Genomic DNA, 25,914 nt, shown 5'->3' with positions numbered 1-25,914 from the left:
AAAACGGGGGCGAGTGGGGAAGTGGCATGACCGTGATTGACGAACCTCAGCAGGAGCAGACCGAGACGGTGCCGCAGGGCCATCCACGGATCCTGGCGCTCGCGAATCAGAAGGGCGGCGTGGGAAAAACAACCACGGCGATCAACCTCGGCACGGCACTCGCGGCGATTGGTGAGCGCGTCCTGATCGTCGATCTCGATCCGCAAGGCAACGCCTCGACCGGTCTCGGCATCGATCGCCGCAACCGGTCCTGCTCGACCTATGACGTGCTGGTCGGCGAAGCCGCCTTGCGCGAAGCGGTGGTCTCGACCGCGGTGCCGCGGCTGCACATCGCACCCTCGACGATGGACCTCTCCGGGCTCGAGCTTGAGCTCGGTACCACGCCCGGCCGCGCCTTCCGCCTGCGCGATGCGATCTCTTCGCTCAACAACAACGTCTCGCCGGATGCGGACTACACGTACGTGCTGATCGACTGCCCGCCCTCGCTCAACCTGCTCACGGTGAATGCGATGGCGGCCTCCGATGCGATCCTGGTGCCGTTGCAATGCGAGTTCTTCGCGCTCGAAGGTCTGTCGCAACTGCTTCAGACAGTCGAGCAGGTGCGCTCGACACTGAATCCCGGCCTATCGATCCACGGCATCGTGCTGACCATGTTCGACTCGCGCAACAATTTGTCGAACCAGGTCGTCGCCGACGTCCGCCAGTTCATGGGCGAGAAGGTCTACAAGACCATGATCCCGCGCAACGTGCGCATCTCAGAGGCGCCGTCCTACGGCAAGCCGGTGCTGGTCTACGATCTCAAATGCGTCGGCAGCGAAGCGTATTTGCGGCTCGCCACCGAAGTGATCCAGCGCGAGCGCGAGCTGCGCACGACACATTGAAACTGCCGTAGGGTAGGCAAAGCGAAGCGCGCCCACCAAAATCGTTCGATTGGAAAGATGGTGGGCACGGCGTGAAGACGCGCCTTTGCCCACCCTACGATCGAGAATCTGAAATTCAGTTCTGGAGTACTGCTACGTGAATCCAAGGGAGCTGGCGATGGCCGACGAAGCGCGTTCGCGACTGGGCCGGGGTCTTGCGAGTCTGATCGGTGACGTCGGCGGGGAGGCGGCGCATGTCGAGCGGCCGCGCGCGCAGCGCAAGGTGCCGATCGAATTCATCAAACCCAATCCGCGTAACCCGCGCCGCACTTTTTCGGAAGTTGAGCTCAAGGAGCTCTCTGACTCCATCAAGCAGCATGGCGTGATCCAGCCGATCGTAGTCCGTCCAGTGAAGGGCACGCAGGACCGTTACGAGATTATCGCCGGCGAGCGGCGCTGGCGTGCCTCCCAGCTCGCTGGTTTGCACGAGGTGCCGATCGTTCCGGTCGACATCAGCGACAGCGATGCGCTGGAGTTCGCGATCATCGAGAACGTGCAACGCGAAGACCTCAACCCGATGGAAGAAGCGCAGGGCTATCACGCGCTCGCGGGCGAGTTCAAACGTAGTCAGGACGACATCGCAAAGGTCGTCGGCAAGAGCCGCAGCCACGTCGCCAACATGATGCGGCTGACGAAGTTGCCGGTGGAGGTGCAGGCCTTCATCGCGAGCGGGCAGTTGACGGCCGGCCACGCCCGCGCGCTGATCGGCGTGCCCGATCCGCTCACGGCGGCCAAGCGCATCGTCGAGGAAGGCCTCAACGTGCGCCAGGCCGAAGCGCTCGCGCACGAGGAGGGCGTGCCGGAGCGCAAGCCGCAGAAGGCGCGCGCCGGGGCAGGGGCCAAGGAGAAAGACCCCGACACGATCGATCTTGAAAAGCGCGTCAGCGATGCGCTCGGCCTCAAGGTCACCGTCAACCACCGCGATCCCGGCGGCTCCGTCCAGATCAACTACCGCAACCTCGAGCAGCTCGACGAGGTGATGCGCAGGTTGGCGAAGGGCGTGCTCTAACTCCGCACCGTCATTCCGGGGCTCGCGAAGCGAGAACCCGGGATCTCGCGCAACAACCTCTAGATTCTATGGTGCGCAATTGCCCACCATAGTTCGCGCCTGAAGGCGCGTCTCGCAATGACGCGTGGATGGAGCGGAGTTTCAACCCCGCCGCTTCGCGTTCGCGGCGATCGCCATCAGCGTGCGCTGCGCGATCGCGGCGGCGAGGGACGGCTGCTTGCGGGTATCGAGGGCTGCGGTTGCAAGCTGCTCGATGACGCCGGCAAGTCGCGCCACGCTGAAATTGCGCAGCGCCGTTTCGGCCGCGGGCTTTCGTGAAAAATGCAGCCGCGGAAACCCGCCTTCGAGCACGGCCGAGATCGGCGTGCCCTCGGCGACGGTGAGCGCCGACTTGTGCAGCCACGCCGCCTGGCGCTGCGCGGCTGAGATGATCATGCCGGGATAGGTTCCGGCGATCATCGCCTTGGCGAACTCGCTTTCGACGATGTCGGGGCGTCCGGCGAAGGCGCCGTCGACGATCGGATCGAGCTTGAGCTCGGACGCGTCAGCGACGACCGCCATCACGTCGTCGAGCGTGATCTCGCCCTTGCCGTGAGCATAGAGCGTCAGCTTGCGCAGCTCATTGCGCGAGGCCTGGCGGTCGCCGCCGAGGAACGACATCAGCGCGGCGCGCGCGTCCTGCGCGATACGCAAATTGGCGATGCGCAGCTCGTCTTCCATCAGCTTGGCGAGATCGCGCTCGGTGTCGGGATAGCAGCCGATCGCGACTGCCGTCTTGGCGCGCTCGCAGGCCTTGCGCAGCGGCGATTCGGGACGGAGCTCGCCGGCCTCGATCACGATGCGGCAGTCCGTCACGTTCATCTCGGCCAGCGTGTCGACGCCACTGGCAAAGCTGCGCGAGCCGGCGCGCACGCGGATGGCGCGGCGGCCGCCGAACAGCGGCACGGTCATGGCTTCGTCGACGAGGCGCGAGGGTTCAGCCGAGAGTTCATCGCCGTCGAGCTTGACCAGCGAGAAGGGGTCGTTGGGATCATCGACCGCGGATGCGATCAGCGCGTCGGCGCGCTCGCGAACGAGCCCGGCATCGGGGCCATAGAGCAGGATGATCGGACGGCCCGAATCGGGGCGGGCCAGGAAGGCGTCGATCTCTTTTCCGCGCAACGCGACCATGGGCCAAATCGTCATTCGGGGCGCGCAGCGCGCGAACTATGGTGCGCAAATGCGCACCATAGAATCCAGAGGTTACGGATCGTCATTCCGCGTTCACGCTTCGCGTGCCCCGGAATGACGGAAGCGGTTACGTGCCGGCGGTGAAGAAGGCGGCGAGGCGGGTCGAGATGTTGTCGGCGACCTCGTTGGCGGCACGGTCTTCCGCATCGCGAACGGCGCGCTGACGGGCGAAGCGCTGATAGGAGCCCGGGATGTCGTAGGACACGCGCGAGAAGGTGGTGCCGGTCATCACCGACGTGTTGGTCGCGTTGTTGATCAGATTATACTGAACGTCGATGCCGTAGTTCTCGCTCGTCGGCAGGCCCGTCGCGGAGCTGATGAGCAGTGAGGAGCGGCTGGTCGTGAACCGCAGCTCCAGGCGGTGGGTCGGCGGCGCGCCGGTGGCGCTGCCATAAAGCTTGAAGGCGAGGGCGTTGCGGATCTCCACGCCGACCCGGGCCTCGCGCGAGGCATTGGGCTTGTCGACGGGGGGGATTTCCACGCCCATCAACTTGTCCCGCAATCCCGGAGTACCGTCGGTATGCTCGGCATACATCGGCCGGAAGCAGCCGGCCGTCATTGCCGCAAGGGCGGCAACCGCGACGAGGCGGGCAGCGATGCGGATCCTAGCCGACAACATTCACGATCCTCTTGGGGACGATGATCACCTTGCGGACGGGCTTGCCGTCCAGGGCCAGCTTTACCGCATCGAGGGCCAAAACGGCAGCCTCGATTTCCGGATTCTGGGCCACTGTTGCAACCGTGACCTCACCCCGCTTCTTGCCGTTGACCTGGACCACCAGGGTCACGGTGTCTTCAACCAGCAAATCGCGTTCGATTTGCGGCCATGCGGCCTCCGAAACGAAGCCGGTCTGGCCCGCTACCCGCCAGCACTCCTCGGCCAGGTGCGGCATCATCGGGGAGAACAGCTGGACCAGGATGGCCCCGGCCTCCCGGATCGCCCAGCCGAGGTCGGCCGCCGGCTGGCCGGGGCGCTGGAGCACCTCGGACAGGCTGTTGGCGAATTCGCGGATATGGGCGAGGCAGACGTTGAAGTGCAGCCGCTCGATTCCGATCGTGACCTTGTCCAGCGCGCCATGGGCGGCCTTGCGCAGGGCGATCGCATCGGCGCCAAAGCTCGCCGGCCGGGCCGCCGGCGCGCCCTTGGAGGCTTCCGCGGCTTCGTTCACCAGCCGCCACAGCCGCTGCACGAAGCGCGAGGCGCCCTGAACGCGCTCGTCGCTCCAGATCACGTCGCGGTCGGGCGGTGAGTCCGACAACATGAACCAGCGCGCGACGTCGGCGCCATAGGTCTCGATGATGTCGTCGGGGTCGACCGTGTTCTTCTTCGACTTCGACATCTTCTCGATCGCGCCGATCTGGATGTCCTCGCCTGTGCTGAGCAGCGTGGCGCGCCGGCCATTGCCGCCGGTCTCGACCTTCACCTCGACCGGCTGCACGTAGGTGCCGTCGGCCTTCTGGTAGGTCTCGTGCACCACCATGCCCTGCGTGAACATGCCGGCGAACGGCTCATCCAGCGCGATATGGCCGGTCGCCTTCATCGCGCGGGTGAAGAAGCGGCTGTAGAGCAGATGCAGAATCGCATGCTCGACGCCGCCGATATACTGGTCGACCGGCAGCATCCGGTTCGCCACCGCAGGCGTCGTCGGCGAGGCCTCGTTCCAGGGATCGGTGAAGCGCGCAAAGTACCAGGACGAATCCACGAAGGTGTCCATGGTGTCGGTTTCGCGCAGAGCCTTGCCGCCGCATTTCGGGCAGGTGACGTGCTTCCAGGTCGGATGATGATCGAGCGCGTTGCCCGGCTTGTCGAAGGTCGCATCGTCGGGCAGCTTCACCGGCAGCTCTGAATCCGGCACCGGCACCACGTCGCATTTCGGGCAGTGGATGACGGGAATCGGGCAGCCCCAATAGCGCTGGCGCGAGATGCCCCAGTCGCGCAGGCGGAAATTCACCTGGCGCTCGCCGACGGGCGCGTTGCCGCGCATCTCGTTTTCCAGGCGCTTTGCGATCTCTTCCTTCGCCGCGTCGATGGTCATGCCGTCGAGGAAGCGCGAATTGATCATGCGGCCGTCACCGTCATAGGCGGTGTCGGTGATGACAAAGGTCTTCGGATCCTGGCCTTCGGGGCACACCACCGGCGTGACGCCGAGATTGTACTTGTTGACGAAGTCGAGGTCGCGCTGGTCATGGCCCGGGCAGCCGAAGATCGCGCCGGTGCCGTATTCCATCAGCACGAAGTTCGCGACATAGACCGGCAGCTTCCAGGTCGGATCGAACGGGTGGACGGCGCGGATGCCGGTGTCAAAGCCCTGCTTCTCGGCGGTGTCGATGATCTCCTGCGCGGTGCCGATCTTCTTGATCTCGGCGATGAACTCGGCAAGCTTCGGGTTTTTGGCGGCGGCAGCCTGCGCCAGCGGATGATCGGCCGAGATCGCCATGAACTTTGCGCCGAACAGCGTGTCCGGGCGCGTGGTGAAAATCTTCAGCTCGCTCTCGCCGGCAGGTGTCGTGGCCTGATCCAGCGCGAAGCGGATCAGCAGGCCCTCGGAGCGGCCGATCCAATTGCGCTGCATCAGCCGCACCTTGTCCGGCCAGCGGTCGAGCGTATCCAGCGCGCTCAGGAGTTCCTGCGAGTACTTCGTGATCTTGAAGACCCACTGGTTCATTTCCCGCTGTTCAACGACAGCGCCCGAACGCCAGCCACGGCCGTCGATCACCTGCTCGTTGGCGAGCACCGTCATGTCGACGGGGTCCCAGTTCACCTTGCGCTTCTCGCGCTCGGCGAGGCCCTCGCGCAGGAAGTCCAGGAACATCTTCTGCTGGTGCTTGTAGTATGAGGGATCGCAGGTTGCGATCTCGCGGCTCCAGTCCAGCGACAACCCGATCGAGCGGAGCTGCTTCTTCATCGCGGCGATGTTGTCGTAGGTCCAGGCTTTCGGCGCGACCTTGCGCTCGATCGCGGCGTTCTCCGCCGGCAGGCCGAAGGCATCCCAGCCCATCGGGTGCAGCACGTTGAAACCCTTGGCGCGCATGAAGCGGGCCAGCACGTCACCGAGCGTATAGTTCCGGACGTGGCCGATATGGATGCGCCCGGACGGGTAAGGGAACATCTCGAGCACGTAGTATTTCGGCCGCGAATCGTCGTTTCGGGAGACGAAGATCGCCTTTTCGTCCCAGGCGGCTTGCCAGCGCGGTTCGGAATCGCGGGCGTTATAACGTTCGGAGGTCATGGAATCGTTGCGGTTTTCTAGGGTTCGGCCGTCGTAAAGACGGCGGACTAGGCCACAAAAGCAGCTCGGGGGTCAACGTCTAAGGCCTTCAAAACGGCCTGAGCGGGGGCTGTTTCAGACCGCCATCGCCATCGCGCTGGCGCCTTCGCTCTCCTGCACCGAACCGTGCTCGACGACGGTGTTGCGGCCGCGATGTTTGGCGGCGTAGAGCGCGGCGTCGGCCGCTTCGATGAGATCGCCCGGACGCAAGGTCTCATTGGGCCGCGCTGCGGCAACGCCGATCGAGACGGTGACGATCATGTGGCTCGAGGTGATATGCGGCAGGCACAGCCGCAGCACTGCGGCGCGAACGGTCTCGCCGATCTCCATGGCACGCGTGAGGTCCGTGTTCGGCAGCAACAGGCAGAATTCCTCGCCGCCATACCGCGCGGCAAAGCCCATGGTGTCGGCCGCAATCCCCGACAGCGTTTCGCCGAGCCGGGTCAGGCAGGAATCGCCCTCGAGATGGCCATAGGTGTCGTTGAAGAGCTTGAAATGATCGACGTCGATCATCAGCAGCGACAGGTCGCTGTCATATTGCTGCGCGCGCATCCATTCGAAATCGAGGCGGCTCTGGAAGCCGCGGCGGTTGGCAAGACCCGACAGCATGTCGATCGAGGCCATCACGGTCAGCCGGTCGTTGCTCGCGATCAGCTCGCGTTCACGCTGCCCGAGCTGCGCGGCCATCGCATTGAAGGCCCGGGCGAGCGGCACGAACTCGGCGGGCAGGCGATTGCGCGCGGCGCGGGCCGAGAGGTCGCCCTGGCCAAAGCGCTTGGCCATGTCCGCGAGCATCTCGATCGGCTTGATCACCAGCTTCTCTGCCGCAATCAGTGCGCCGAGCAGAACGAACACGACGACGAAAGCGAGCTGGAGATAAGCGGTGCGGATGTCGCGGCTGACGGCGGCAGAGACCTTGTCCTCGTCGATGCTGGCGATCAGGCGCGCATTGGTGCCGGCGATGCGCATGTAGCTGACTGCGCGGCGGGAGCCGTCGACCGCCGTGAAGGACAGCGATCCCTCGTCCTGATCCGAGCGCAGCGCCATGTCGGCGATCGCCGACATCAGCGGCAGGTTGTCGAGCGGACGTCCGACCGCGCTGTACTGGTCGGCGGGCGCGGCCAGCACCGTGCCGGTGCTATCGACCAGCACGGCCGAAATGCCGGAGCGGCCGCCCAGATTGTTCATGATCTTCGACATCCAGTCGAGGTTCACGGTCGCGAGCACCACGGCGTCCGGGACGCCCGAGAGCGCGGAGACCGGATAGACCGCCATCACGGTCGGCATCTGCGAAGGTTTTGCCAGCAGGAAATCGGAGAGCACGAAACGGCCGGTTTCCTGCGCCTGTTGGAAATAGGGCCGGTCACTCAAGTCGAGGCCGACATACATGTTGTTGGTCGAGCACTGGATGCGGCCGTCCTGGCCGGCGATCAGCAGCGTGCGAATCCAGGGCAGGCTGGCCGGCAGGCTCGCGCGCAACACGTCGCAGCTCTTGCTGACGCCGCCGGCGGAAGCGCGGATGAAAGCCTCGGATTTCAAAATGGTCTCGACCGACGAAATCACCTCGCGCTGCGCGTCCGCGCTGTGCCTCGCAACGGTGGTGAACTCGGTCGTCGCTTGCGCAATCTGCTTGACGCGCGCATCTTCGAGCGAACGGATGCGCTCCAGCATCAGGGGCGTCACCAGAATCACCGCGAGCAACGCAAGCCGGGCCCGGATTCCGAGAACCTGCTTGAGTTTCGCGCGTTTGCGGTTGAGACTGATGTTGGCCATTTTTGTGCTACCCACCCCGCGCGCAACTTAGTTCCAAGGGTTCAAGAAGCCTTTCTTGAACTCGATAAAATTGGAACTACCTCCGTAGAGACACGGGTCTCGAGCGACGTCATGACAGAAGCCAACGCCTTGCCGCTAACCGGGCATTCACCAAATGCGCTCGCCGTTGTGGAACAGGAGATCGCGCGCGCCTGCAAGGACGCGCAGCGCGATCGCACTGCGGTGACGCTGATCGCGGTGTCGAAGACGTTCGCCGCGGATGCAATTACGCCGGTCATCGCGGCCGGACAGCGCGTATTCGGCGAGAATCGCGTGCAGGAAGCCAAGGCGAAGTGGCCGGCGTTAATTTCGAGTTACTCGGATATCGCACTGCATCTGATCGGACCGCTGCAATCCAACAAGGCGAAAGAAGCGGTCGCGCTGTTCGACGCCATTCATTCGGTCGACCGTCCGAGCATTTGCCAGGCGTTAGCCAAGGAAATCGAATCCCAGAACCGGCACCCGCAGCTCTTCGTCCAGATCAACACCGGCGAGGAGCCGCAGAAGGCCGGCGTCGCGCCCGGCGAGGCGGATGCCTTCATCGCGAGCTGCAGCGACACCTACGGGCTCACCATTTCCGGCCTGATGTGCATCCCGCCAGCGAACGAGCCGCCGGCCGCGCATTTCGCGCTCACCGCCAAGATCGCCGCGCGCAACGGATTGAAGAATCTTTCGATGGGCATGACCGCGGATTTCGCCACCGCCATCATGTTAGGTGCCACGCATATCCGCGTGGGCTCGGCGATCTTCGGGCATCGGTAGTAACCGTCGGCGAAGGCCGTGCCTCACGCAAGATCTCAAGTTCGTCATTGCGAGCGACGCGAAGCAATCCAGTATCCTTCCGCTGAGGCAGCCTGGATTGCTTCGTCGCTTCGCTCCTCGCAATGACGGCGCAGTGTGAGTGACTACCCGAATCTCACCGAGACCTTTCCCAGCGCACCGAAATCGGCGGCGAGATGATCGCCGGCCCCAATCGGCAGCGGCGGATGGCAGGTGCCGGTCGTCACCACCTCCCCCGCTCTTAGTGTGATCCCGAGCGCGCGCAGCTCGTTGGCGAGCCAGGCGAGTGCGACACGGGGATCGCCAAGCACGTTCTTGCCATGGCCGACGTAGCGCTGGCCACGCAGCGTGATCTCTGGCCGCTCCTCCACGAGATCACGCGCGCGCCAATCCACCGTGGTCGGCGCGCCCAGCACGAACAGATGGGCGCACGCATTGTCGGCGATGAGCTGCGCCTCGCCGGCGCTGGCGAAATCGGCAAAGCGCGAATCGGGAATCTCGATCGCGGGATGCAGGCTGGCGACGGCAGCAAGGACCTCTTCGACGCCATAGCTTGAGGATCTCGGCGGCAGGTCGCGCGCCATGCGAAAGGCGAATTCCGGCTCGCCCACCCGCATCTCGTTGCCCTTCATCGAGGCCGTGCCGCCATCGGCGATGACGGTGTCGCTCAGGATGCGCCCGGCCATCGGTCCCCTGACGTTGATGTGCTTTTGCCCGGCCTCGCTGGTTGCCGCGATCTTCCAGCCGAACAGCTTGCCGCCTGAAGCGGATTCGAGCGCGGCCTGGATGGCATAGCCCTCGCTGCGCGTATGCGGCCGCAAGGAGTTTTCGAGCGCGTCAAGCTTGGTGCCGGCGCTCCAATGGCCTGCGAGCACCCGCGAGGCAGCCTTGATCTGGTTCTCGTCGAGCATGGTCCCTCACCCGATGATGATCCTGGTCCGTGGTCCAAGGCGCCGCAACAACTGCACCATCGCTGCTTGCCTCATGGAGACGCAGCCGGCCGTCGGCCCAAAATTGTCGCGCGCCAGATGCAGGAATACGGCACTGCCGCGCCCGGGAATGCGTGGCCGCGTATTGTGGTCGATCTCGACGATGAAGTCATAGAGGTGGTCGGCGCGCGTGAGCCGATCGCCGCCCTGCCCCGCCCCGCGCCGGATCGGCCGGTTGTAATGGCGGTCGGCGGGGTCTTCGCACCAGGCATCGTCGGGCTGAATGGCGCGGGTCGGCAGGAAGGTCTGCGGCCGGTTGTGGCGGTCGCCCCGCCACCAGAGCTGCCGCGGCCGAAAGCTGCCCTTCGGCGTGCCGCCGTCGCCCTCGCGCTTGTCGGCGCGAATGCCGCCACGGCCGAGCGCGACGGGAATCGTCAGGGGTCCGGCGGTCAGCCAGCCCCGCCGCGGATTGCCAGCCGACGCTCTCACCCGGATCGTGGAAAGCGGTCTGTTCTTGGCGTAAGTAATTGAGGAATAAGAATTTTTCATGTGAAGGCGCGGTGTCGGCTTCATTACAGGACATTCATCGAAAAGCCCTGCTATTCTGAGTTAAAGTAGTTCTGGCTTGAGAATCGGTAACAGCCCACTACTTCAACACGAACAACAATAATAACGGCGACCTCTAACTTACCAATCGCAGCTCTGAGGCGGCATGCGCGCGTCGGAGTTCGACCCCAAAAGGATGACCCCATGGCCAATGCCCGCAAGATCCTGATCGTGGATGACGATTCCGATCTGCGCGATACGTTGGTGGAGCAATTATCGCTGCACGAAGAGTTCGAAGCCTCCGCCGTCGATACCGGTGCGAAGGGCGCGAGCGCCGCAAAGGCCAATTCCCCCGATCTGGTACTGATGGATGTCGGCCTGCCCGACACCGACGGCCGCGAGGTGGTGCGTAGCTTGCGCAAGGGCGGCTTCAAGGCCCCGATCATCATGCTGACCGGGCACGATACGGATTCCGACACGATTTTGGGCCTGGAATCCGGCGCCAACGATTATGTCGCAAAGCCCTTCCGCTTCGCGGTGCTGCTGGCGCGCATCCGCGCCCAGCTTCGTCAGCACGAAGCGAGCGAAGACGCGGTGTTCTCGGTCGGGCCCTACAGCTTCCGTCCGGGCTCGAAGATGCTGACCGCGGCCAATGCCCGCAAGGTGCGGCTGACCGAGAAGGAAACCGCCATCCTTCGCTTCCTCTACCGGGCCGGCCAGATGCCGGTCTCGCGCGAGACGCTGCTCCAGGAGGTCTGGGGCTATAATTCCGGTGTCACTACGCACACGCTGGAAACCCACATCTACCGTCTCCGCCAGAAGATCGAGAAGGACGCTGCCAACCCGGAAATCCTGGTCACGGAAGCCGGTGGCTACAAGCTGGTGCCGTGATACGCTCCCAAGGTCCCGCGAATCGTTTGAGATCGCGGGCCTTTGAGCCACGGACCTGAATGTCAATCGACGACGACGTAGCGCTGCTCGAGCGTGTCCCGACACTGCGGCTGTTGGGAGACGCTTCGCTGCGCATGTTGGCGATCGGCTCCGAGCAGCGCGATTTCGTGCGCGGCGACGTCCTCTTCAATCAGGGCGACGACGCGGACGCCGGCTTCGTGGTTCAGCGCGGCGCCTTTCGCGTCGAGGACGGCGCCGGCGCCGAGATGATCGCCGGCCCCGGCACGCTGATCGGCGAGCTCGCGCTGGTGGTGCCGATGAAGCGTCCCTCGAGTGCGATCGCGCTCGAGCACTCCTCCGTCATCCGCGTCGCCCGCAGCCTGTTTCAGCGCGTTCTGGAGAGCGATCCGGCCGCCGCTCTCCGCCTGCGCGATGAGTTCGCGATCCGGTCGAGCCAGATCGCAAGCGATATTCTGACGGCGGGCTCGAAGCTGAATAACTAGCTGCTCCTCATGGTGAGGAGGCGCGTCAGCGCCGTCTCGAACCATGAAGGCCCGAGTGTTGCCCGCGGCTCATCCTTCGAGACGCGCGCGAGCGCGCTCCTCAGGATGAGGGCTTCGGTTGTGGTTGGCGACTACACCTCCAGCGTCACCGTTACCGGCACGTGGTCGGACGGACGCTCCCAGCTCCGCGCATCGCGAAGAATCCTGAAGTCGCTGACCGCATCCTTGAGCGCGCGCGAGACCCAGATGTGGTCGAGCCTGCGGCCGCGGTCGCCGACGGTCCAGTCGGCGGCGCGGTAGCTCCACCACGTATAGACCTTCTCCGACATCGGAATGCGCTCGCGCGCGACGTCGACCCATTCGCCGGCGGAGAGCGCTGCCAGCAGCTTCTCGCATTCGATCGGCGTGTGCGAGACCACCTTCAGAAGCTGCTTGTGCGACCAGACGTCGTTCTCATGCGGTGCGACGTTGAGATCGCCGACCAGGATGTGGCGATCCTCCCCGCGCGGGTGCAGCGGCTCGCACGCCTTCATCTCGTCGAGGAAGCGAAGCTTGTGGTCGAATTTCTCGTTCAGCGCGGGATCGGGAATGTCGCCGCCGGCGGGGACGTAGAAATTGTGCAGCACCAGCGGCTTTGCGATGTTTGCTTTCTCGCCGAACGACACCGAGATGTGGCGTGAATCGATCTTGTCGCAGAAGGTGCGGATGTCGGTTGCCTCGAACGGCAGCTTCGAGACGATGGCGACGCCGTGATAGCCTTTCTGCCCGTTCAGTGCGATGTGCTCATAACCGAGCCGCTTGAAGCGCTTGAGCGGAAAGGCATCGTCGATGCACTTGGTCTCCTGCAGGCACAGCACGTCCGGCCGTGCGCTCTTGAGGAATTTGGCGACGAGATCGATGCGCAGCCGCACCGAATTGATGTTCCAGGTTGTCAGGGAGAGACGCATGAGGGATGCGTCATAGCAAGCTCTCGTGGGGTGGGCAAAGGCGCATGGCGCCGTGCCCACCATCTTCTCTCAATTTCGTACAAAAATGGTGGGCACGCTTCGCTTTGCCCGCCCTACGACACCTACAGCAGCGGAGATCTATCCCGGCGACGGGACGTTGTAGTTGGTGAAGTCGATCTTGAACATGTTCGGATCGAGCTTCTTGGTGCTGTCGAGATTATAGACCGCGAAGGTGGTGTCGTAGCCCTGCGGGTCGGTCACCGTCCATTGCTTCAATTGGCCGTCCTTGGCGCCGACCATCAGCAGCAGGCGGCTGGTGCCGATCAGCGCCTGCTTCTCCTCGATGGTGACGCTGACGAAGAGATCGTCCGCGGTGACGTTGACGACGTTGGTGTCCTTCATCAGGTCGATGCGGTCCGAGAGCAGGAAGCGCAGCGGCGTCTGCGACAGCGGATAGACGTCCTGCGTCGCGAGCTTGCGGTCGCGCACCACGAGCGAGGATCCGTCGGCGATGATGTCGATCGGATTGGGCGGATCGTATTCGACGCGCATCTTGCCGGGCTTCTGGATGTAGAAGTCGCCCTGCGTCTTGCTGCCGTCCGGCCCGACCTGCACGAAATTGCCGACCAGAGTCTGCAGCGACGACAGATAGGCGCTGACCCTGGCGGCCTGTGCCTTCTGCTTGTCGTCAAAGGTCTGGAAAATGCTGCTCGGCACGTTGCGGCGCGGATCCGGGATGATCGGATTGGGCGGCGTCTGGGTGGCGCCGGTCGTGGCGGGCCCGCCGCTCATCTGTCCGCCGTCGCGGCCCTTCGGCGCCGGTTTCGGAACGGGGACGGTCTGCGCGAACGACGTCGCGCTGGCGGCAGCCATCGAGGCGGTGATGACAAGCATGCCCACAAGCCGCGCGCTGCGCGCGGCGAAGGAGGCAGCAAATCGAATATCTGAATTTCCGGTCAACGCGACGTCCTGTGTGGCTTGGCGCCCTTTTACCGTGGTTTCGGGCAAAAGCGGAGATCGTTTTTGCGTGAAAAACTCATTGTGAGGCCAAAGCGCGATGAGATTGGGACGAATCGTCATCGCGCTTAGGTTATTGTTTGAGCATGATCTTTTCGGAAAACCGCTCACACTTTTCCGGATCATGCTCCGGCGCCTTGCGCCTCACATATGGCTGTCCTCTTCCTCGACCAGAATCTCGCGTTTGCCGGCATGATTGGCCGGTCCGACAATACCTTCCAGTTCCATGCGCTCCATCAGCGAGGCGGCGCGGTTGTAGCCGATCTGGAGCCGGCGCTGGATGTAGCTGGTGGAGGCCTTGCGGTCGCGTTTGACGATCGCGACGGCCTGCGAGAACAGGTCGCCGCCGCCATCCGCACCCATGCCGGTGGCGTCGAAAACCGCGCCGTCTTCGCCCTCGGCAGGTTCTTCCGCGGTGACCGCTTCGAGGTATTCCGGCTGTCCCTGCGTCTTGAGGTGACGCACCACCTTCTCGACTTCCTCGTCGGAGGCGAACGGGCCATGCACGCGGCTGATGCGGCCGCCGCCGGCCATGTAGAGCATGTCGCCCTGGCCGAGCAGCTGCTCGGCGCCCATCTCGCCGAGGATGGTGCGGCTGTCGATCTTGGAGGTGACCTGGAAGGCGATGCGGGTCGGAAAGTTCGCCTTGATGGTGCCGGTGATGACGTCGACCGACGGACGCTGCGTCGCGAGAATCACGTGCAGGCCGGCGGCACGCGCCATCTGCGCGAGGCGCTGCACCGCGCCTTCGATGTCCTTGCCGGCGACCATCATCAGGTCGGCCATTTCGTCGACGATGATGACGATGTAGGGCAGCGGATCGAGCGCGAGCTTCTCGTCCTCGTAGATCGCCTTGCCGGTCTCCTTGTCGAAGCCGGTGTGCACCGTGCGGGTGAGCTCCTCGCCCTTGCCCTTGGCTTCGAGCAGGCGCGCATTGTAGCCGTCGATGTTGCGCACACCGAGCTTGGCCATGTTCTTGTAGCGCTCTTCCATCTCGCGCACCGCCCATTTCAGCGCGACCACCGCCTTCTTCGGGTCGGTCACGACCGGGGTGAGCAGATGCGGGATGCCGTCATAGACGGAGAGTTCGAGCATCTTCGGATCGACCATGATCAGCCGGCACTGATCGGGCCGCAACCTGTAGACCAGGCTGAGAATCATGGTGTTGATGGCGACCGATTTGCCCGAGCCCGTGGTGCCGGCGATCAGCATGTGCGGCGTGCGCGCCAGATCGATGATGACGGGGTCGCCGCCGATGGTCTTGCCGAGGCAGAGCGGCAGTTTTGCCACCGTCTCGGTCGCCTCCTTCGCCACCAGCAGCTCGCGCAGGTACACCTTTTCGCGATGCGCATTCGGCAGCTCGATGCCGATGGCGTTGCGGCCGGGCACGACGGCGACGCGCGCCGACAGCGCGCTCATGGAGCGCGCGATGTCGTCGGCAAGGCCGATCACGCGCGACGACTTGATGCCGGGCGCCGGCTCCAGCTCGTACAGCGTGACGACCGGACCCGGATTGGCTTTGACGATCTCGCCGCGCACGCCAAAGTCCCCGAGCACGCCTTCGAGCGAACGCGAATTGGTTTCCAGCTCGGCCTTGCTGAGTGGCTGGCGATCGCCGGCCTTTGGCGCGGCAAGCATGGAGACAGACGGAAGGTCGAACTTGTCGGAGGATTTCTTGGCAGCGGCCTTCGGTGCAGCCTTCTTGCGCGGGGCGCGCGCGGCCGGCGCCTCCTCCTCTTCGTCCTCCTCTTCCTCGCTCTCCTCCTCGTAGTCCTCGTCCTCGGCATGCGGCGAAATCGGGGGTGCCGTGCGGCCGCCAAGACTGGGCTCCTGGCGATCGAAAGTCGCGGCGCGAGGCTTTGACCCGCTCGAGACCAACGAGCGATAGGCGGCACCACAGAGCCAGACGATCCGCGCCTTCGTGCTCATCAGCGCATGGAACAGCCAGCCGAGCGATACCGAGCCGCGCTCCTCTTCTTCCACTTCCTCGAACGGGGTGTCGTCGTCCTCGATCGGCGTCAGCTCGTCGTCGTCACGCTCGCGCGCGCCGAGACCGCAGGCAATCAGGAACGTCGTGGCCATCGCGACGAACAGGATCGTCCCCAAAACCATGCGATAGATGGCGCCCGCGGGTCCGAAGATCACGGCCGGTGCGCGCACCAGCGCGTCGCCGACCACGCCACCGAGCCCGGTCGGCAGCGGCCATGCGCCGCCATGCGGCCAGCAGCTCGCAAAACCCGACGCGATCACCGTGCAGAGGATCCAGCAGCCGAGCCGCAGCGCCTCGCGATCGAACGGGCGGTGGGTCATCATGCGCCAGCCCCACACCGCGACGGTGAGAATCAGCATGATGGCGCCGAGACCGAGAATCTGCATCGCGAGATCGGCGCCGATCGCGCCGGCATAGCCGAGGATGTTGCGGATCGGCCGCGAGGTGGCGTGGCTCAGACTGGGGTCCTGGACCGACCAGGTCATCAGCGCGGTTGCGGCGACGCCCGACAACGCGATCAGGCCAAGACCTGTCAGCTCGCGCACACGGCGCGTCAGCGCGTCACGGATCGAGGGCGGCAGGTGTCCGACCAGTGGGATGACACGTTCGATTGCCGACATGCTCATCCGCCTAACCCAACGTCGCGACGAGCCGGTGCAGCGCTTCGGCGGTGACCTCGCCGTTCTGCACCAGCGCCAGGCGAATGAAGCCTGCGCCCGGATTGAAACCGTCCGGCTGGAGCCGCGCCAGGTAGCTGCCCGGCACGACCCGCACGCCGGCTTCCTTCCAGAGTTTCAAGGTCACGGCCTCGTCGCTGCCGAGCGGCGAGGTATCGAGCCAGACGCAAAAGCCACCTTCGGGCCGGCGATAGCCGTAGCGGTTGCCGAGGATCTGGTCGGCGAGATCGAACTTGATGCGGTAGAGCCTGCGGTTCTCCTCGACATGCGCCTCGTCGCCATAGGCGACGGTGGCGACATGCTGGAGCGGGACCGGAACCTGAGGCGCGGCCACGTTGCGCAGCTCGAGAAACAGGCTCAAGAATTTCTTGTCGCCGGCGGCGAAGCCGACACGCAGGCCCGGCAGGTTCGAGCGCTTGGAGAGCGACTGGAAGGCGACGACGCGGGTGAAGTCGGGGCCGGCGCATTCGAGCGCGCTGCCCGGCGCTTCCCGCGTATAGATCTCCGAGTAGCACTCGTCGCTCAGGATGACGAAGCCATAGCGATCGGCGAGGCCCTTCAGGCGGGTGAAGTAGTCGCGCGAGGCGATCGAGCCCTGCGGGTTGGCGGGCGAGGCGATATAGAACGCCACGGTGCGCGCCAGCGTCGCTTCGTCGATCGCGTCGAGATCGGGCAGGAAACCGTTTTCGACCGTCGTTGGCAGATAGACCAGCTCGCAAGCTGCTGCGCGGGTGCCGGCGCCGTAGACCGGATAGAACGGGTTCGGCATCAGGATCGCTGGCTTGCCGGGGCGCGGGCCGACATAGCGTGCAGCCGTGATCGCGGCGAAGAACAGCCCTTCGCGGCTGCCATTGAGAACCAGGACCTCGTTCTCGGGATCGATCGGCCGGGGCAGCTTGAAGCGATGGCCGAGCCAGCTTGCGGCAGCTTTGCGGAACGGCTCGATGCCCTTGGCCAGCGGATAGCGGCCGAATTCGGCAATGTGCTTTGCGAGCACCGGTCCTACGAAGTCGGGCACCGGATGCTGCGGCTCGCCAACCGCGAGCGTAATCAAGGACTTGCCCGGCTGGTGCGGGGCCAGGAGCTCGTTCAGCCGGATGAAGGGCGAGCGTTCGGTCTCAGAGCTTCCACTGCCCTGCGGCGCACGGGATGAAGCGGTCATAGCCATACGTTGGGGCGCCAGCACTCTTGGAACTGCCGGTTGCAGGTCGCACCGGCCGGAAGCGGTTCAGTTCACCATAGATAGGGCGAGGTTAAGACGCGATTAACCATCGGTCGGTCCCCCCGTCCAGAGCCGAATAATTGCCGCCGTCAACAGGGGATGCGTGGCCATCGACGGTTCCGTTTCCCGGCATTTTAGGCAAGCCCGTTGCGCCCCGTTAACCCCCTCCTCCGAGAAGGTTTTCGCGTTGGCGATTCGCTAGTCTTGCCGGTTTTATGGCTGCTGACGACAAGCGGGGGCGGCGGGTGACCATTCAGATTGCGACACATGGCGATGTGCTTCGCCACACGGCAAGGCGTGCGGCGATCGCCGCAGGCCTGGCCATCGTGATGACCGCATCGACATTGCTGCTGCATCTCGGCACGGATTTCAGCGCCACGGTGAGTGTCGGCTACATCATCGGCTTTTGCCTGTGCGTCGCCACCGCGATCTCGGCATTGCTGTCCGGCGCCCTCAGCTATCGCTCGGGCCTTGTGATGCAGGAATTGACGCTGACCCGCAGAGAGCTCGCGCGCATCTCGCAGACCGACCAGCTCACCGGCCTCTTCAACCGCCGCGGCTTCGACGATGCGGCGGCGCTCGCGCTGACCTCCGCGCGCGAGCGCAGTGTGCCGGTGACGGTGTTCTTGTGCGATATCGACCATTTCAAGTCGATCAACGACCGCTTCGGCCATGACGCCGGCGACGAGGTGCTGGTCGAGGTCGCCGACGTGCTGCGGCAGCTCGCCCGGACCGAGGGCGTGCTGGTCGCGCGCTATGGCGGCGAGGAATTTGCCGGCCTCATGGTCGGCGTTACCCGCGACCAGGCCGAGCGGCATGCGGAGGCGCTGCGCGCGAGCTGCGCGAGCCGCGAAATCCCGATCGGCGAAAACCTCGAGCGCGTCACCATCAGCCTCGGCTTCACGGTGTCCTGCGCCGATGCCGAGCTCGCCGAGCTGATCCGGATCGCCGACCGCGCGCTCTATGCTGCCAAGCGCCGCGGCCGTGATCGCGTCGTCGAGGCCGACGAGCGCGCGCTCGTGGCGGCGTGATCATCTGCCGGTTGGCGCCTGAACGGCATGGGATCAGACTAGATTGCCACGAAGGCGGTGCGCTCCCTCGCCCGCTTGCGGGAGAGGGTCAGGGAGAGGGTGTCTCCGCAACGGGACAATCTCCAAGAGGATAGAGCCCCCACCCGGCGCTTCGCGCCGACCTCCCCCGCAAGCGGGAGAGGTTGAGCGAGCCCGTGGCCCGCATCGATCAAGCTAAAGCCATTCTGCTCCTAATGCGGTGGCAGCTTCTCGAATGTCGGGATGCCCGCGGGGATCTGGTGGAACTCCTGCTTGTCGCAAGTATAGATCGCGATCTGCGGCTTGAACTGCGCAGGATCGTCCAGCGTGCCGACCTTCACGATCGCGGCCGGCAGGCCAGGGACCTTCGTCACCAGATGCGTGCCGCATTCGGCGCAGAATTCCCGTGTCACGGCGCGTTCGAGGTCCTTGCGCGTAAACTGCTTGGGCTGGCCGGTGATGTAGGTGAAGCCGGACGCCGGCATCGCGATGAAGGTGTTGGGCTCGCCGCCCGAGATGTACTGGCATTCGCGGCAATGGCATTGCGCCTGCATCATCGGATCGCCCTCGGCGACGTAACGCACCTCGCCGCAATAGCATCCACCTTCCAGCCGCATGACGACCTCCCTTTTGTTGTTCGTTGAGGTCGGTATTTCTGCGCCGGCCCGCTTGCTTGGCAAGTTTTTCTTTTGTGACACCGCAAAAAGAAAGGGGCTCCAACTTGCGCTGGAGCCCCTCAACGGTCGGGGCATTGCCGGGTATGTGCCCAAACCGCAGTTCTGGATGCGATCTTCCTTCGAAGGTCGCCTCCGGGAGGAGAGCGTTACATGTTGTAGGCGCGTTCGGTGTGCTCGGTGATGTCGAGGCCTTCACGCTCGGTCTCGACATTGGCGCGCAGGCCAACGATCACGTCGACGACCTTGTAGAGGATCGCCGAGCCGATGCCCGACCACACCAGGGTGGTGCCGACGCCCCAGACCTGAGAGGTCATCTGCGCCACGAGGTCGTAATCGGCAACCTTCGGCGGGATCGCGGTGTAGTCGATGATGCCCGCACCACCCAGCGCCGGGTTGACGAGGATGCCGGTGCCGAGCGCGCCGACGATGCCGCCGACGCAGTGCACGCCGAACACGTCGAGCGAGTCATCGTAGCCGAGCGCATTCTTCACCACGGTGCAGAAGAACAGGCAGACGATGCCGACGACGAGGCCGAGAACGATCGCACCCATCGGGCCGGAGTAACCGGCCGCAGGCGTGACCGCCACGAGACCCGCGACGGCGCCCGAGAGCGCGCCGAGCACGGAGGGATGCCCCTTCACGATCCATTCCGCGAACATCCACGCGAGCGCAGCGGCTGCGGTGGCGACGAAGGAGTTGGTCATGGCGAGGGCAGCGCCGCCGTTGGCTTCGAGGTTGGAGCCGGCGTTGAAGCCGAACCAGCCGACCCAGAGCAGCGAGGCGCCGATCATGGTCATGGTCAGCGAGTGCGGGGCCATCAGCTCCTTGCCGTAGCCGGTGCGCTTGCCGATCAGGAGCGCACCAACGAGACCGGCGATGCCGGCGTTGATGTGCACCACGGTGCCGCCCGCGAAGTCGATCGCGCCCTTCTTGAAGATCCAGCCGGCGTCGGCGTTGATCTCATCGAGCTTGGCCTGGGCCGCCGTCTTCGCCGCAGCATCACCCGCAGCAGCCAGCGCCTTGGCAGCGTCCTGGATCAGGTCCGGACCCGGCCAGTACCAGACCATGTGCGCGATCGGGAAGTAGATCAGCGTGACCCAGAGCGGGATGAACAGCGCGACCGCCGAGAACTTCATGCGCTCGGCAAAGGCGCCGACGATGAGGGCGGGCGTGATCGCCGCGAAGGTCATCTGGAAGCAGACATAGACGAGCTCCGAGATGTTGGCATCGACGCTGAAGGTCGCCGCCTTGGAGTCCGTCGTGATGCCCATCATGAAGGCTTTGGAGAAGCCGCCGATGAAGTCGGAACCGCCGGTGAAGGCAAGGCTGTAGCCGTAGAGGGCCCAGAGCACGGTGACGACGCAGACCGTGTAGAAGACCTGGGCGAGAACCGAGAGCATGTTCTTGGAGCGGACGAGACCGCCATAGAACAGCGCAAGACCCGGGATCGTCATCAACAGCACGAGCACTGTCGATGTCAGCATCCAGGCGTTATCCCCCTTGTTGACCGTTGGCTCGGCGTAGGCTGCGGTCGCAGCGAACATGCCGACTGCGAGGGCGGCCAGTCCCGCGCCATAGGGACGCTTAAACGTCATTTCATTTTCTCCTGATTCGATAAGGTTGAGCGCGAAATCAAAGTGCCGCGGCGTCGGCCTCGCCGGTGCGGATGCGGACCGCGTGGTCGAGGCTGATGACGAAGATCTTGCCGTCGCCGATCTGCCCTGTTTTCGCAGCCGACGTGATGGCGTCGATGGTCTTGTCGACCTGCTCGGAAGCGACAGCGACTTCGATCTTGATCTTGGGCAGGAAGCTCACGGCGTATTCGGCGCCGCGATAGATTTCCGTATGGCCCTTCTGCCGGCCATATCCCTTGACTTCCGTCACCGTGAGACCGTGAACGCCGATGGCGGTCAGGGCGTCCCGGACTTCTTCCAGCTTGAATGGCTTGATTATCGCCATAACAATTTTCATGGGTCCTATCCCCGCTTGGGCCCGGTCCGGACGTGGCCGGGCGTTCTCGACTGGTTCACCACGAGGAGAAGCTTCACACCGCGGGCACAGCCGGGCTCTGAGAATCAAATGCCGTGCCAGATCGACGTCGTTGCCTAACGGATTATGAATGCGAGGTTTTTCACGCCTTGCGGGGGTCGCGCTGCACTGCGCTAATAGGTCGCGCCTAAAACGTAGTCATGCCTGCTCAAAACCGATGCACGACAGGCTGCCGACACAATGTTGCTCACGTGTAGGGCAGCGGAAAGGTACCTTGATAGGGCTCGGCGCGTGCTGCAGCGCCGCACCACGCTGGGAGATGTGCATGGAGCAGCCGGATGTAGCGGCCGAAGGGTCCTCTCGGACCCTCAGGTGGCGCTGCGCTCCGCAAAAACCCTGTCGATCAGTCCCCATTCGACCGCCTGCTGCGCGTTCATGAAGTGGTCGCGGTCCAGAGTCCGTTCCACCTCCTGCTCAGGGCGCCCGCAATGTCGGGCATAGAGCTGGATGATGCGCCGCTTGGTTTCCTGCATTTCGGTTGCATGGATCAGGACGTCAGACGCCTGGCCTTGAAAGCCGCCGAGCGGCTGATGCACGTGGAGGCTGGCATTGGGCAGGGCGGCGCGGTGGCCGGGCTCGCCGGCCATCAGCAGGAACGACCCCATGGAGCGCGCGGTACCCATGCAGAGCGTATGGACCGGCGCCTTGATGAACTGCATGGTGTCGTACATGGCAAATCCGCTGGTGACCACGCCGCCATAAGAATTGATGTAGAGATTGATCGGCTTGTTCGGGTTCTCCGCCTCCAGGAACAAGAGCTGCGCGCAGACCAAGCCGGACATTGCATCATTGACTTCGCCGTTGAGGAAGATGATGCGCTCGCGCAAGAGGCGGGAGTAGATATCGAAGGATCGCTCGCCGCGGCTCGACTGTTCGACGACCATAGGGACGAGCTGAAGCATGTCGCGCATCGGCGACCTCCATGTCTGCAGGTGATGAAGTCTGTTTTCCGTCAGGCCGCGCGCATCAGGCAGCAATTCGTGTTGGCCGGCTTCGGCAGCGTTACGCGCTCGTCGCAGGCTTGCTGGATGATGCGAAAGCGGGTGCCGCCGTCCTCGTTCGGCTCGATCCGGAAGATGACATGGCTTTCGCGAAACGGCGGTTCGGGATCACGAAGCCGGTAACGCACCTCTTCGCCTGCGACCGATGATTCGGGCTCGGCGCCGGCGAGGTCGCAATCCGGTAGCCAGCGTTCGCGCAGCGCCGGAATGGTCACGGCGCGCCAGACCTTGGCGGGCGGCGCATCGAAGTCGTATTCGAGCACCAGGGCTGTATCGGCTTGATCAGGCTTCGCTGCGTCGCTCATTGATCCATGTCCTTCAAGAGATCGGCGAGCGCTTCCATGCGCTTCGGCCAGTAGGCACGGTAGCGCGCAAGCCATGTTCCGATGGTGGCGATGCCGTTGGGGTCGACCTCGTAGTTCACAAATCGGCCCTGCCGCTGTTCGCGCACGAGGCCTGCTGCACGCAGAACCGCGAGATGCTGCGACATCGCCGGTTGGCTGATGTCCAATCCGTCGCGCAAAGCACTGGCGTTCAGGCTTCCGCCAGCGAGCTTTTCAAAGACCTTTCGGCGCGTCGGGTCGGCCAGCGCCTTGAAGATGTCTGCTTCGATCATGGTAATACATAAGCATACACTTATGTGTTGCGCAAGCCCGAAGCGGCCTGAGGCTGTTCGGTACCAGGACCAGCGCGGTGGTGACGATCAGGAGCCTGCTTGCGCGCGTCTCGAAGGATGGCCGTGGGTGAGAGCCGGTCCTTCATGGTTCGCCCGGCGATGCGCAGCATCGTCCGGGGCCGCGCGTTCCGCGCTCCTCACCATGAGGGTCTTGCGACATAGTCGAATTCAGAGCGCGTCGCTGTCGGTCTCGCCGGTGCGGATGCGCAGCGCGTGGTCGATCGGCGTGACGAAGATCTTGCCGTCGCCGATCTGCCCGGTGCGCGCCGTCGAGGTGATGACGTTGACGGCCTTCTCGGCGATCTCGGAGGGCACCGCGATTTCGATCCGGAGCTTGGGCAGGAAGTTCACGACATATTCGGCGCCGCGATAGATTTCGGTATGGCCCTTCTGGCGGCCGTAGCCCTTCACCTCGGTGACGGTCATGCCGTGCACGCCGATCGCCGTCAGTGCCTGGCGGACCTCATCGAGCTTGAAGGGTTTGATGATCGCGACGACGAGTTTCATGGTCAGGCCTGTTTCCCGGAGCTTCGCCAAACAATGCGCAGATGGCGCCGCGTCAATCTCGCATCTTTCCGGGCAAATGGCATAAAAATGTTGCAGGTTGAAGAGGGAAAAAGGCGGCGCAACGGGGGATACCGCCTCTGTACAGAGCTGCGGGTCGTCCTTCACAATGCATTTTTGGCATGGTTGCGGTGAACCGAACCGTCCCGGCCGGTACAAAAGTATTTTGGGACTGAAGGGGGGGCATTTCATGGCGAGTTGGTTCTACGCAGCCGAGGGCAAGCAGCAGGGGCCCTATCCGGAAGGTCAATTCCGCGATCTCATTGCCCAGGGCGTGGTCCGCCCGGACACGCTGGTGTGGACCGAGGGCATGGCGGGCTGGCAGAAGGCGGCCGAAATTCCGGGATTGATGGCTGGCGGCGGCGCGCCGCCGATCGTTCCGACGGGTGGGCCACCCACGATGGCTTCTCCCGGGGGCTATAGCGGCGGCAGTTACAGCGGCGGTGGCTCCGCGCTCGCGATCGATTTCGGCATCCTGGAGTTCACCTGGCGCACCATCGTCATGCTGATCGGCACGATGCTGATCATTCCGGCGCCCTGGGTGTTCGTCTGGTACACGCAGTGGATCGTGTCCTGCGTGAAGGTTCCAGGACGACCGAATCTCAACTTCACCGGCAATGCGATGACGCTGGTGCCGTGGTATTTCGGTTTCATTGTTCTCGCCATCGTCGCCTATTTCAGCGGCGTCCAGTTGCTCAACAACCTGCTCTTCATCGCCGAGCTCGTTCTGTACTGGCTGCTGATCAAATGGATGGTCGCGAACCTCGCCTCCAACGGGCAGCCGCTCGGCCTCAGCTTCACGGGCTCGATCTGGGCCTATATCGGCTGGAACCTGCTGCTGGCGATCTCCTTCATCACCATCATCGGCTGGGCGTGGGTCATGGTTGCCCAGGTCCGCTGGCTGTGCCGCAACATTGCAGGAACGCGGCGCGACATCGTCTTCAAGGGCACCGGACTCGAGTTCCTCTGGCGCGCGATCGTGACTGCCATCCTCTGCAGCTTCATCATCCCGATTCCCTGGATGTATCGCTGGATGATGGGCTGGATGGTGTCGCAGACCGAGCTCGTACCCAAGGGGGCGGTCTAATCTAAAGCGCGATGAGATTGGGATGAATCGTCATCGCGCTTTAGTTTGTCGTTTGAGCATGATCTCCGCGCAAACGCGTTCCGCGTTTGTAGCGAGGGAAAACCGCTGCACACTTTTCCGGATCGTGCTCTAGCTCTCAGCCCTTCCGCTCGCGCACGGAGCCTTCCTGCGCGACGGAGGCCACCAACGTGCCATCGGGCTTGAAGATCAGGCCGCGGGTCAAGCCGCGGCCTGATTGCGCACTCGGCGAATCCTGGGCGTAAAGCAGCCATTCGTCGGCGCGGAATGGACGGTGAAACCACATCGCGTGATCGAGGCTTGCCGGCATCATGCGCTTGTCGAACAGCGTGCGACCGTAGCGCGCCATCACCGCATCGAGCAGCGAGAAGTCCGAGGCATAGGCGAGCGCGCACATATGCAGCGCCGGATCGTCCGGCAGCTTTGCTGCAGTCCTGATCCAGACATGGATGCGGCCATCCTCGATCTTCTGGCCGAAATAGCGGCTGAGCTCGACCGGGCGCAGCTCGATCGGACGATCGGATTCGTAATAGCGGCGGATAAACTCCGGCATCTCGCGGAATATCGGCTGCTTCGACACTTCCTCCGCCGTCAGCTTTTCCGGCGGTGGCACATCCGGCATCTTGTCCTGGTGATCGAAGGCGCCCTCCTCCTCGGCATGGAACGAGACCATGATCGAGAAGATCGCATTGCCATGCTGGATCGCGGTGACGCGCCTGGTCGAATAGCTCTTGCCGTCACGCAGGCGCTCCACCTGGTAGATGATAGGCACCTGCGGGTCGCCCGGCAGGATGAAATAGCAATGCAGCGAATGCGGCAGCCGGCCCTCCACCGTGCGGCAGGCCGCGACCATCGCCTGCCCGATCACCTGCCCGCCGAACACCCGCTGCCAGCTCGTTTTAGGGCTGTTGCCGCGGAACAAATTCACCTCGAGCGGCTCGATATCGAGGATGGAGATGAGGTCGATCAGGCTTTTGGACATGGTGGCGCTTTCGAAGGATTTCGTCATTCCGGGGCACGCGAAGCGATGAACCCCATTGCGCATTTGCGC

General features: G+C 64.0%; 25 protein-coding genes. 7 read left to right on the top strand and 18 right to left on the bottom strand.

All coding sequences use genetic code 11. The features are described 5' to 3' along the window. Window positions 1-26: 26 nt before the first annotated feature. Window positions 27-881: a ParA family protein gene (locus tag SO180_RS18740; protein ID WP_449380313.1), complete on the top strand. Its 855-nt coding sequence runs from the start codon at window positions 27-29 to the stop codon at window positions 879-881. A gap of 157 nt (window positions 882-1,038) precedes the next feature. Beyond that, entirely contained in the window at window positions 1,039-1,929 is an 891-nt protein-coding gene (locus SO180_RS18735) for a ParB/RepB/Spo0J family partition protein (protein WP_449380312.1), read from the top strand. A gap of 141 nt (window positions 1,930-2,070) precedes the next feature. Here SO180_RS18735 and holA read toward each other — a convergent pair whose 3' ends face one another. The 4 genes from holA to SO180_RS18715 form a co-directional block, all read right to left on the bottom strand. Then, on the bottom strand, window positions 2,071-3,099 hold the full coding sequence (gene holA / locus SO180_RS18730) for a DNA polymerase III subunit delta (RefSeq protein WP_449380343.1): 1,029 nt from the start codon (window positions 3,097-3,099) through the stop codon (window positions 2,071-2,073). A gap of 127 nt (window positions 3,100-3,226) precedes the next feature. After that, window positions 3,227-3,778: an LPS assembly lipoprotein LptE gene (gene lptE / locus SO180_RS18725; protein WP_449380311.1), complete on the bottom strand. Its 552-nt coding sequence runs from the start codon at window positions 3,776-3,778 to the stop codon at window positions 3,227-3,229. Next, a complete protein-coding gene (gene leuS, locus SO180_RS18720) occupies window positions 3,765-6,389 on the bottom strand; it encodes a leucine--tRNA ligase (RefSeq protein WP_449380310.1) in 2,625 nt (874 codons plus the stop codon). Before leuS ends, lptE begins: the two co-directional genes overlap by 14 nt. Before the next feature lie 114 nt (window positions 6,390-6,503). Beyond that, window positions 6,504-8,201, bottom strand: a complete 1,698-nt coding sequence (locus SO180_RS18715) for a diguanylate cyclase domain-containing protein (RefSeq protein WP_449380309.1) — start codon at window positions 8,199-8,201, stop codon at window positions 6,504-6,506. Window positions 8,202-8,312: 111 nt separating this feature from the next. Between SO180_RS18715 and SO180_RS18710 the strand changes: the two genes are divergently transcribed. Beyond that, window positions 8,313-9,002 (top strand): YggS family pyridoxal phosphate-dependent enzyme, encoded by a 690-nt coding sequence (locus SO180_RS18710; RefSeq protein ID WP_449380308.1) that lies wholly within the window; start codon window positions 8,313-8,315, stop codon window positions 9,000-9,002. A gap of 143 nt (window positions 9,003-9,145) precedes the next feature. Here SO180_RS18710 and SO180_RS18705 read toward each other — a convergent pair whose 3' ends face one another. Further along, entirely contained in the window at window positions 9,146-9,931 is a 786-nt protein-coding gene (locus SO180_RS18705; RefSeq protein WP_449380307.1) for a 2-keto-4-pentenoate hydratase, read from the bottom strand. A 6-nt stretch (window positions 9,932-9,937) separates the two neighbouring features. Then, a complete protein-coding gene (locus SO180_RS18700; RefSeq protein ID WP_449380306.1) occupies window positions 9,938-10,498 on the bottom strand; it encodes a L,D-transpeptidase family protein in 561 nt (186 codons plus the stop codon). Window positions 10,499-10,699: 201 nt separating this feature from the next. Between SO180_RS18700 and SO180_RS18695 the strand changes: the two genes are divergently transcribed. Together SO180_RS18695 and SO180_RS18690 are read left to right on the top strand one after the other, a co-directional pair. Continuing rightward, window positions 10,700-11,386, top strand: a complete 687-nt coding sequence (locus SO180_RS18695; RefSeq protein ID WP_027525091.1) for a response regulator transcription factor — start codon at window positions 10,700-10,702, stop codon at window positions 11,384-11,386. 59 nt (window positions 11,387-11,445) lie between these two features. After that, entirely contained in the window at window positions 11,446-11,889 is a 444-nt protein-coding gene (locus tag SO180_RS18690) for a cyclic nucleotide-binding domain-containing protein (protein ID WP_449380305.1), read from the top strand. A 131-nt stretch (window positions 11,890-12,020) separates the two neighbouring features. Here SO180_RS18690 and SO180_RS18685 read toward each other — a convergent pair whose 3' ends face one another. The 4 genes from SO180_RS18685 to SO180_RS18670 all read right to left on the bottom strand — a co-directional run bounded on the left by SO180_RS18685 (window position 12,021) and on the right by SO180_RS18670 (window position 17,688). After that, window positions 12,021-12,836 (bottom strand): exodeoxyribonuclease III, encoded by an 816-nt coding sequence (locus SO180_RS18685; protein ID WP_449380304.1) that lies wholly within the window; start codon window positions 12,834-12,836, stop codon window positions 12,021-12,023. 138 nt (window positions 12,837-12,974) lie between these two features. Continuing rightward, window positions 12,975-13,730 (bottom strand): outer membrane lipoprotein carrier protein LolA, encoded by a 756-nt coding sequence (locus SO180_RS18680; protein WP_449380342.1) that lies wholly within the window; start codon window positions 13,728-13,730, stop codon window positions 12,975-12,977. Between the two features lie 267 nt (window positions 13,731-13,997). Next, the gene (locus tag SO180_RS18675; RefSeq protein ID WP_449380303.1) at window positions 13,998-16,469 is read right to left on the bottom strand and encodes a DNA translocase FtsK; all 2,472 of its coding nucleotides are present in this window, start codon (window positions 16,467-16,469) and stop codon (window positions 13,998-14,000) included. 4 nt (window positions 16,470-16,473) lie between these two features. Further along, window positions 16,474-17,688 carry an aminotransferase class I/II-fold pyridoxal phosphate-dependent enzyme gene (locus SO180_RS18670; protein WP_449380302.1) on the bottom strand — a complete coding sequence of 405 codons (1,215 nt, stop codon included), beginning with the start codon at window positions 17,686-17,688 and terminating at the stop codon, window positions 16,474-16,476. A gap of 299 nt (window positions 17,689-17,987) precedes the next feature. Here SO180_RS18670 and SO180_RS18665 point away from each other — a divergent pair, with 299 nt between their 5' ends. After that, window positions 17,988-18,773 (top strand): GGDEF domain-containing protein, encoded by a 786-nt coding sequence (locus SO180_RS18665; protein ID WP_449380301.1) that lies wholly within the window; start codon window positions 17,988-17,990, stop codon window positions 18,771-18,773. A gap of 230 nt (window positions 18,774-19,003) precedes the next feature. Here SO180_RS18665 and SO180_RS18660 read toward each other — a convergent pair whose 3' ends face one another. The 7 genes from SO180_RS18660 to SO180_RS18630 all read right to left on the bottom strand — a co-directional run bounded on the left by SO180_RS18660 (window position 19,004) and on the right by SO180_RS18630 (window position 23,701). Further along, window positions 19,004-19,408: a GFA family protein gene (locus SO180_RS18660; RefSeq protein ID WP_449380300.1), complete on the bottom strand. Its 405-nt coding sequence runs from the start codon at window positions 19,406-19,408 to the stop codon at window positions 19,004-19,006. 206 nt (window positions 19,409-19,614) lie between these two features. Next, window positions 19,615-21,063 (bottom strand): ammonium transporter, encoded by a 1,449-nt coding sequence (locus SO180_RS18655; protein WP_254101585.1) that lies wholly within the window; start codon window positions 21,061-21,063, stop codon window positions 19,615-19,617. A 37-nt stretch (window positions 21,064-21,100) separates the two neighbouring features. Continuing rightward, window positions 21,101-21,439: a P-II family nitrogen regulator gene (locus SO180_RS18650; RefSeq protein WP_280709846.1), complete on the bottom strand. Its 339-nt coding sequence runs from the start codon at window positions 21,437-21,439 to the stop codon at window positions 21,101-21,103. 386 nt (window positions 21,440-21,825) lie between these two features. Continuing rightward, the gene (locus SO180_RS18645; RefSeq protein WP_449380299.1) at window positions 21,826-22,428 is read right to left on the bottom strand and encodes an ATP-dependent Clp protease proteolytic subunit; all 603 of its coding nucleotides are present in this window, start codon (window positions 22,426-22,428) and stop codon (window positions 21,826-21,828) included. A 41-nt stretch (window positions 22,429-22,469) separates the two neighbouring features. Next, window positions 22,470-22,823, bottom strand: coding sequence for an SRPBCC family protein (locus SO180_RS18640; protein ID WP_449380298.1), 354 nt, complete (start codon window positions 22,821-22,823; stop codon window positions 22,470-22,472). After that, window positions 22,820-23,134, bottom strand: coding sequence for an ArsR/SmtB family transcription factor (locus SO180_RS18635; protein ID WP_449380297.1), 315 nt, complete (start codon window positions 23,132-23,134; stop codon window positions 22,820-22,822). The genes SO180_RS18640 and SO180_RS18635 overlap by 4 nt, the downstream gene beginning before the upstream one ends. Before the next feature lie 228 nt (window positions 23,135-23,362). Beyond that, a complete protein-coding gene (locus SO180_RS18630; protein ID WP_449380296.1) occupies window positions 23,363-23,701 on the bottom strand; it encodes a P-II family nitrogen regulator in 339 nt (112 codons plus the stop codon). 247 nt (window positions 23,702-23,948) lie between these two features. Between SO180_RS18630 and SO180_RS18625 the strand changes: the two genes are divergently transcribed. After that, on the top strand, window positions 23,949-24,845 hold the full coding sequence (locus SO180_RS18625; RefSeq protein ID WP_449380295.1) for a DUF4339 domain-containing protein: 897 nt from the start codon (window positions 23,949-23,951) through the stop codon (window positions 24,843-24,845). 136 nt (window positions 24,846-24,981) lie between these two features. Here SO180_RS18625 and tesB read toward each other — a convergent pair whose 3' ends face one another. Then, window positions 24,982-25,845: an acyl-CoA thioesterase II gene (gene tesB / locus SO180_RS18620; RefSeq protein ID WP_449380294.1), complete on the bottom strand. Its 864-nt coding sequence runs from the start codon at window positions 25,843-25,845 to the stop codon at window positions 24,982-24,984. Window positions 25,846-25,914 lie beyond the last annotated feature (69 nt).

The organism is Bradyrhizobium sp. UFLA05-112 (genome assembly GCF_053572325.1).
Note: the sequence above shows the minus strand (reverse complement) of the source record. Positions and strands in the feature narration are given on the sequence as shown.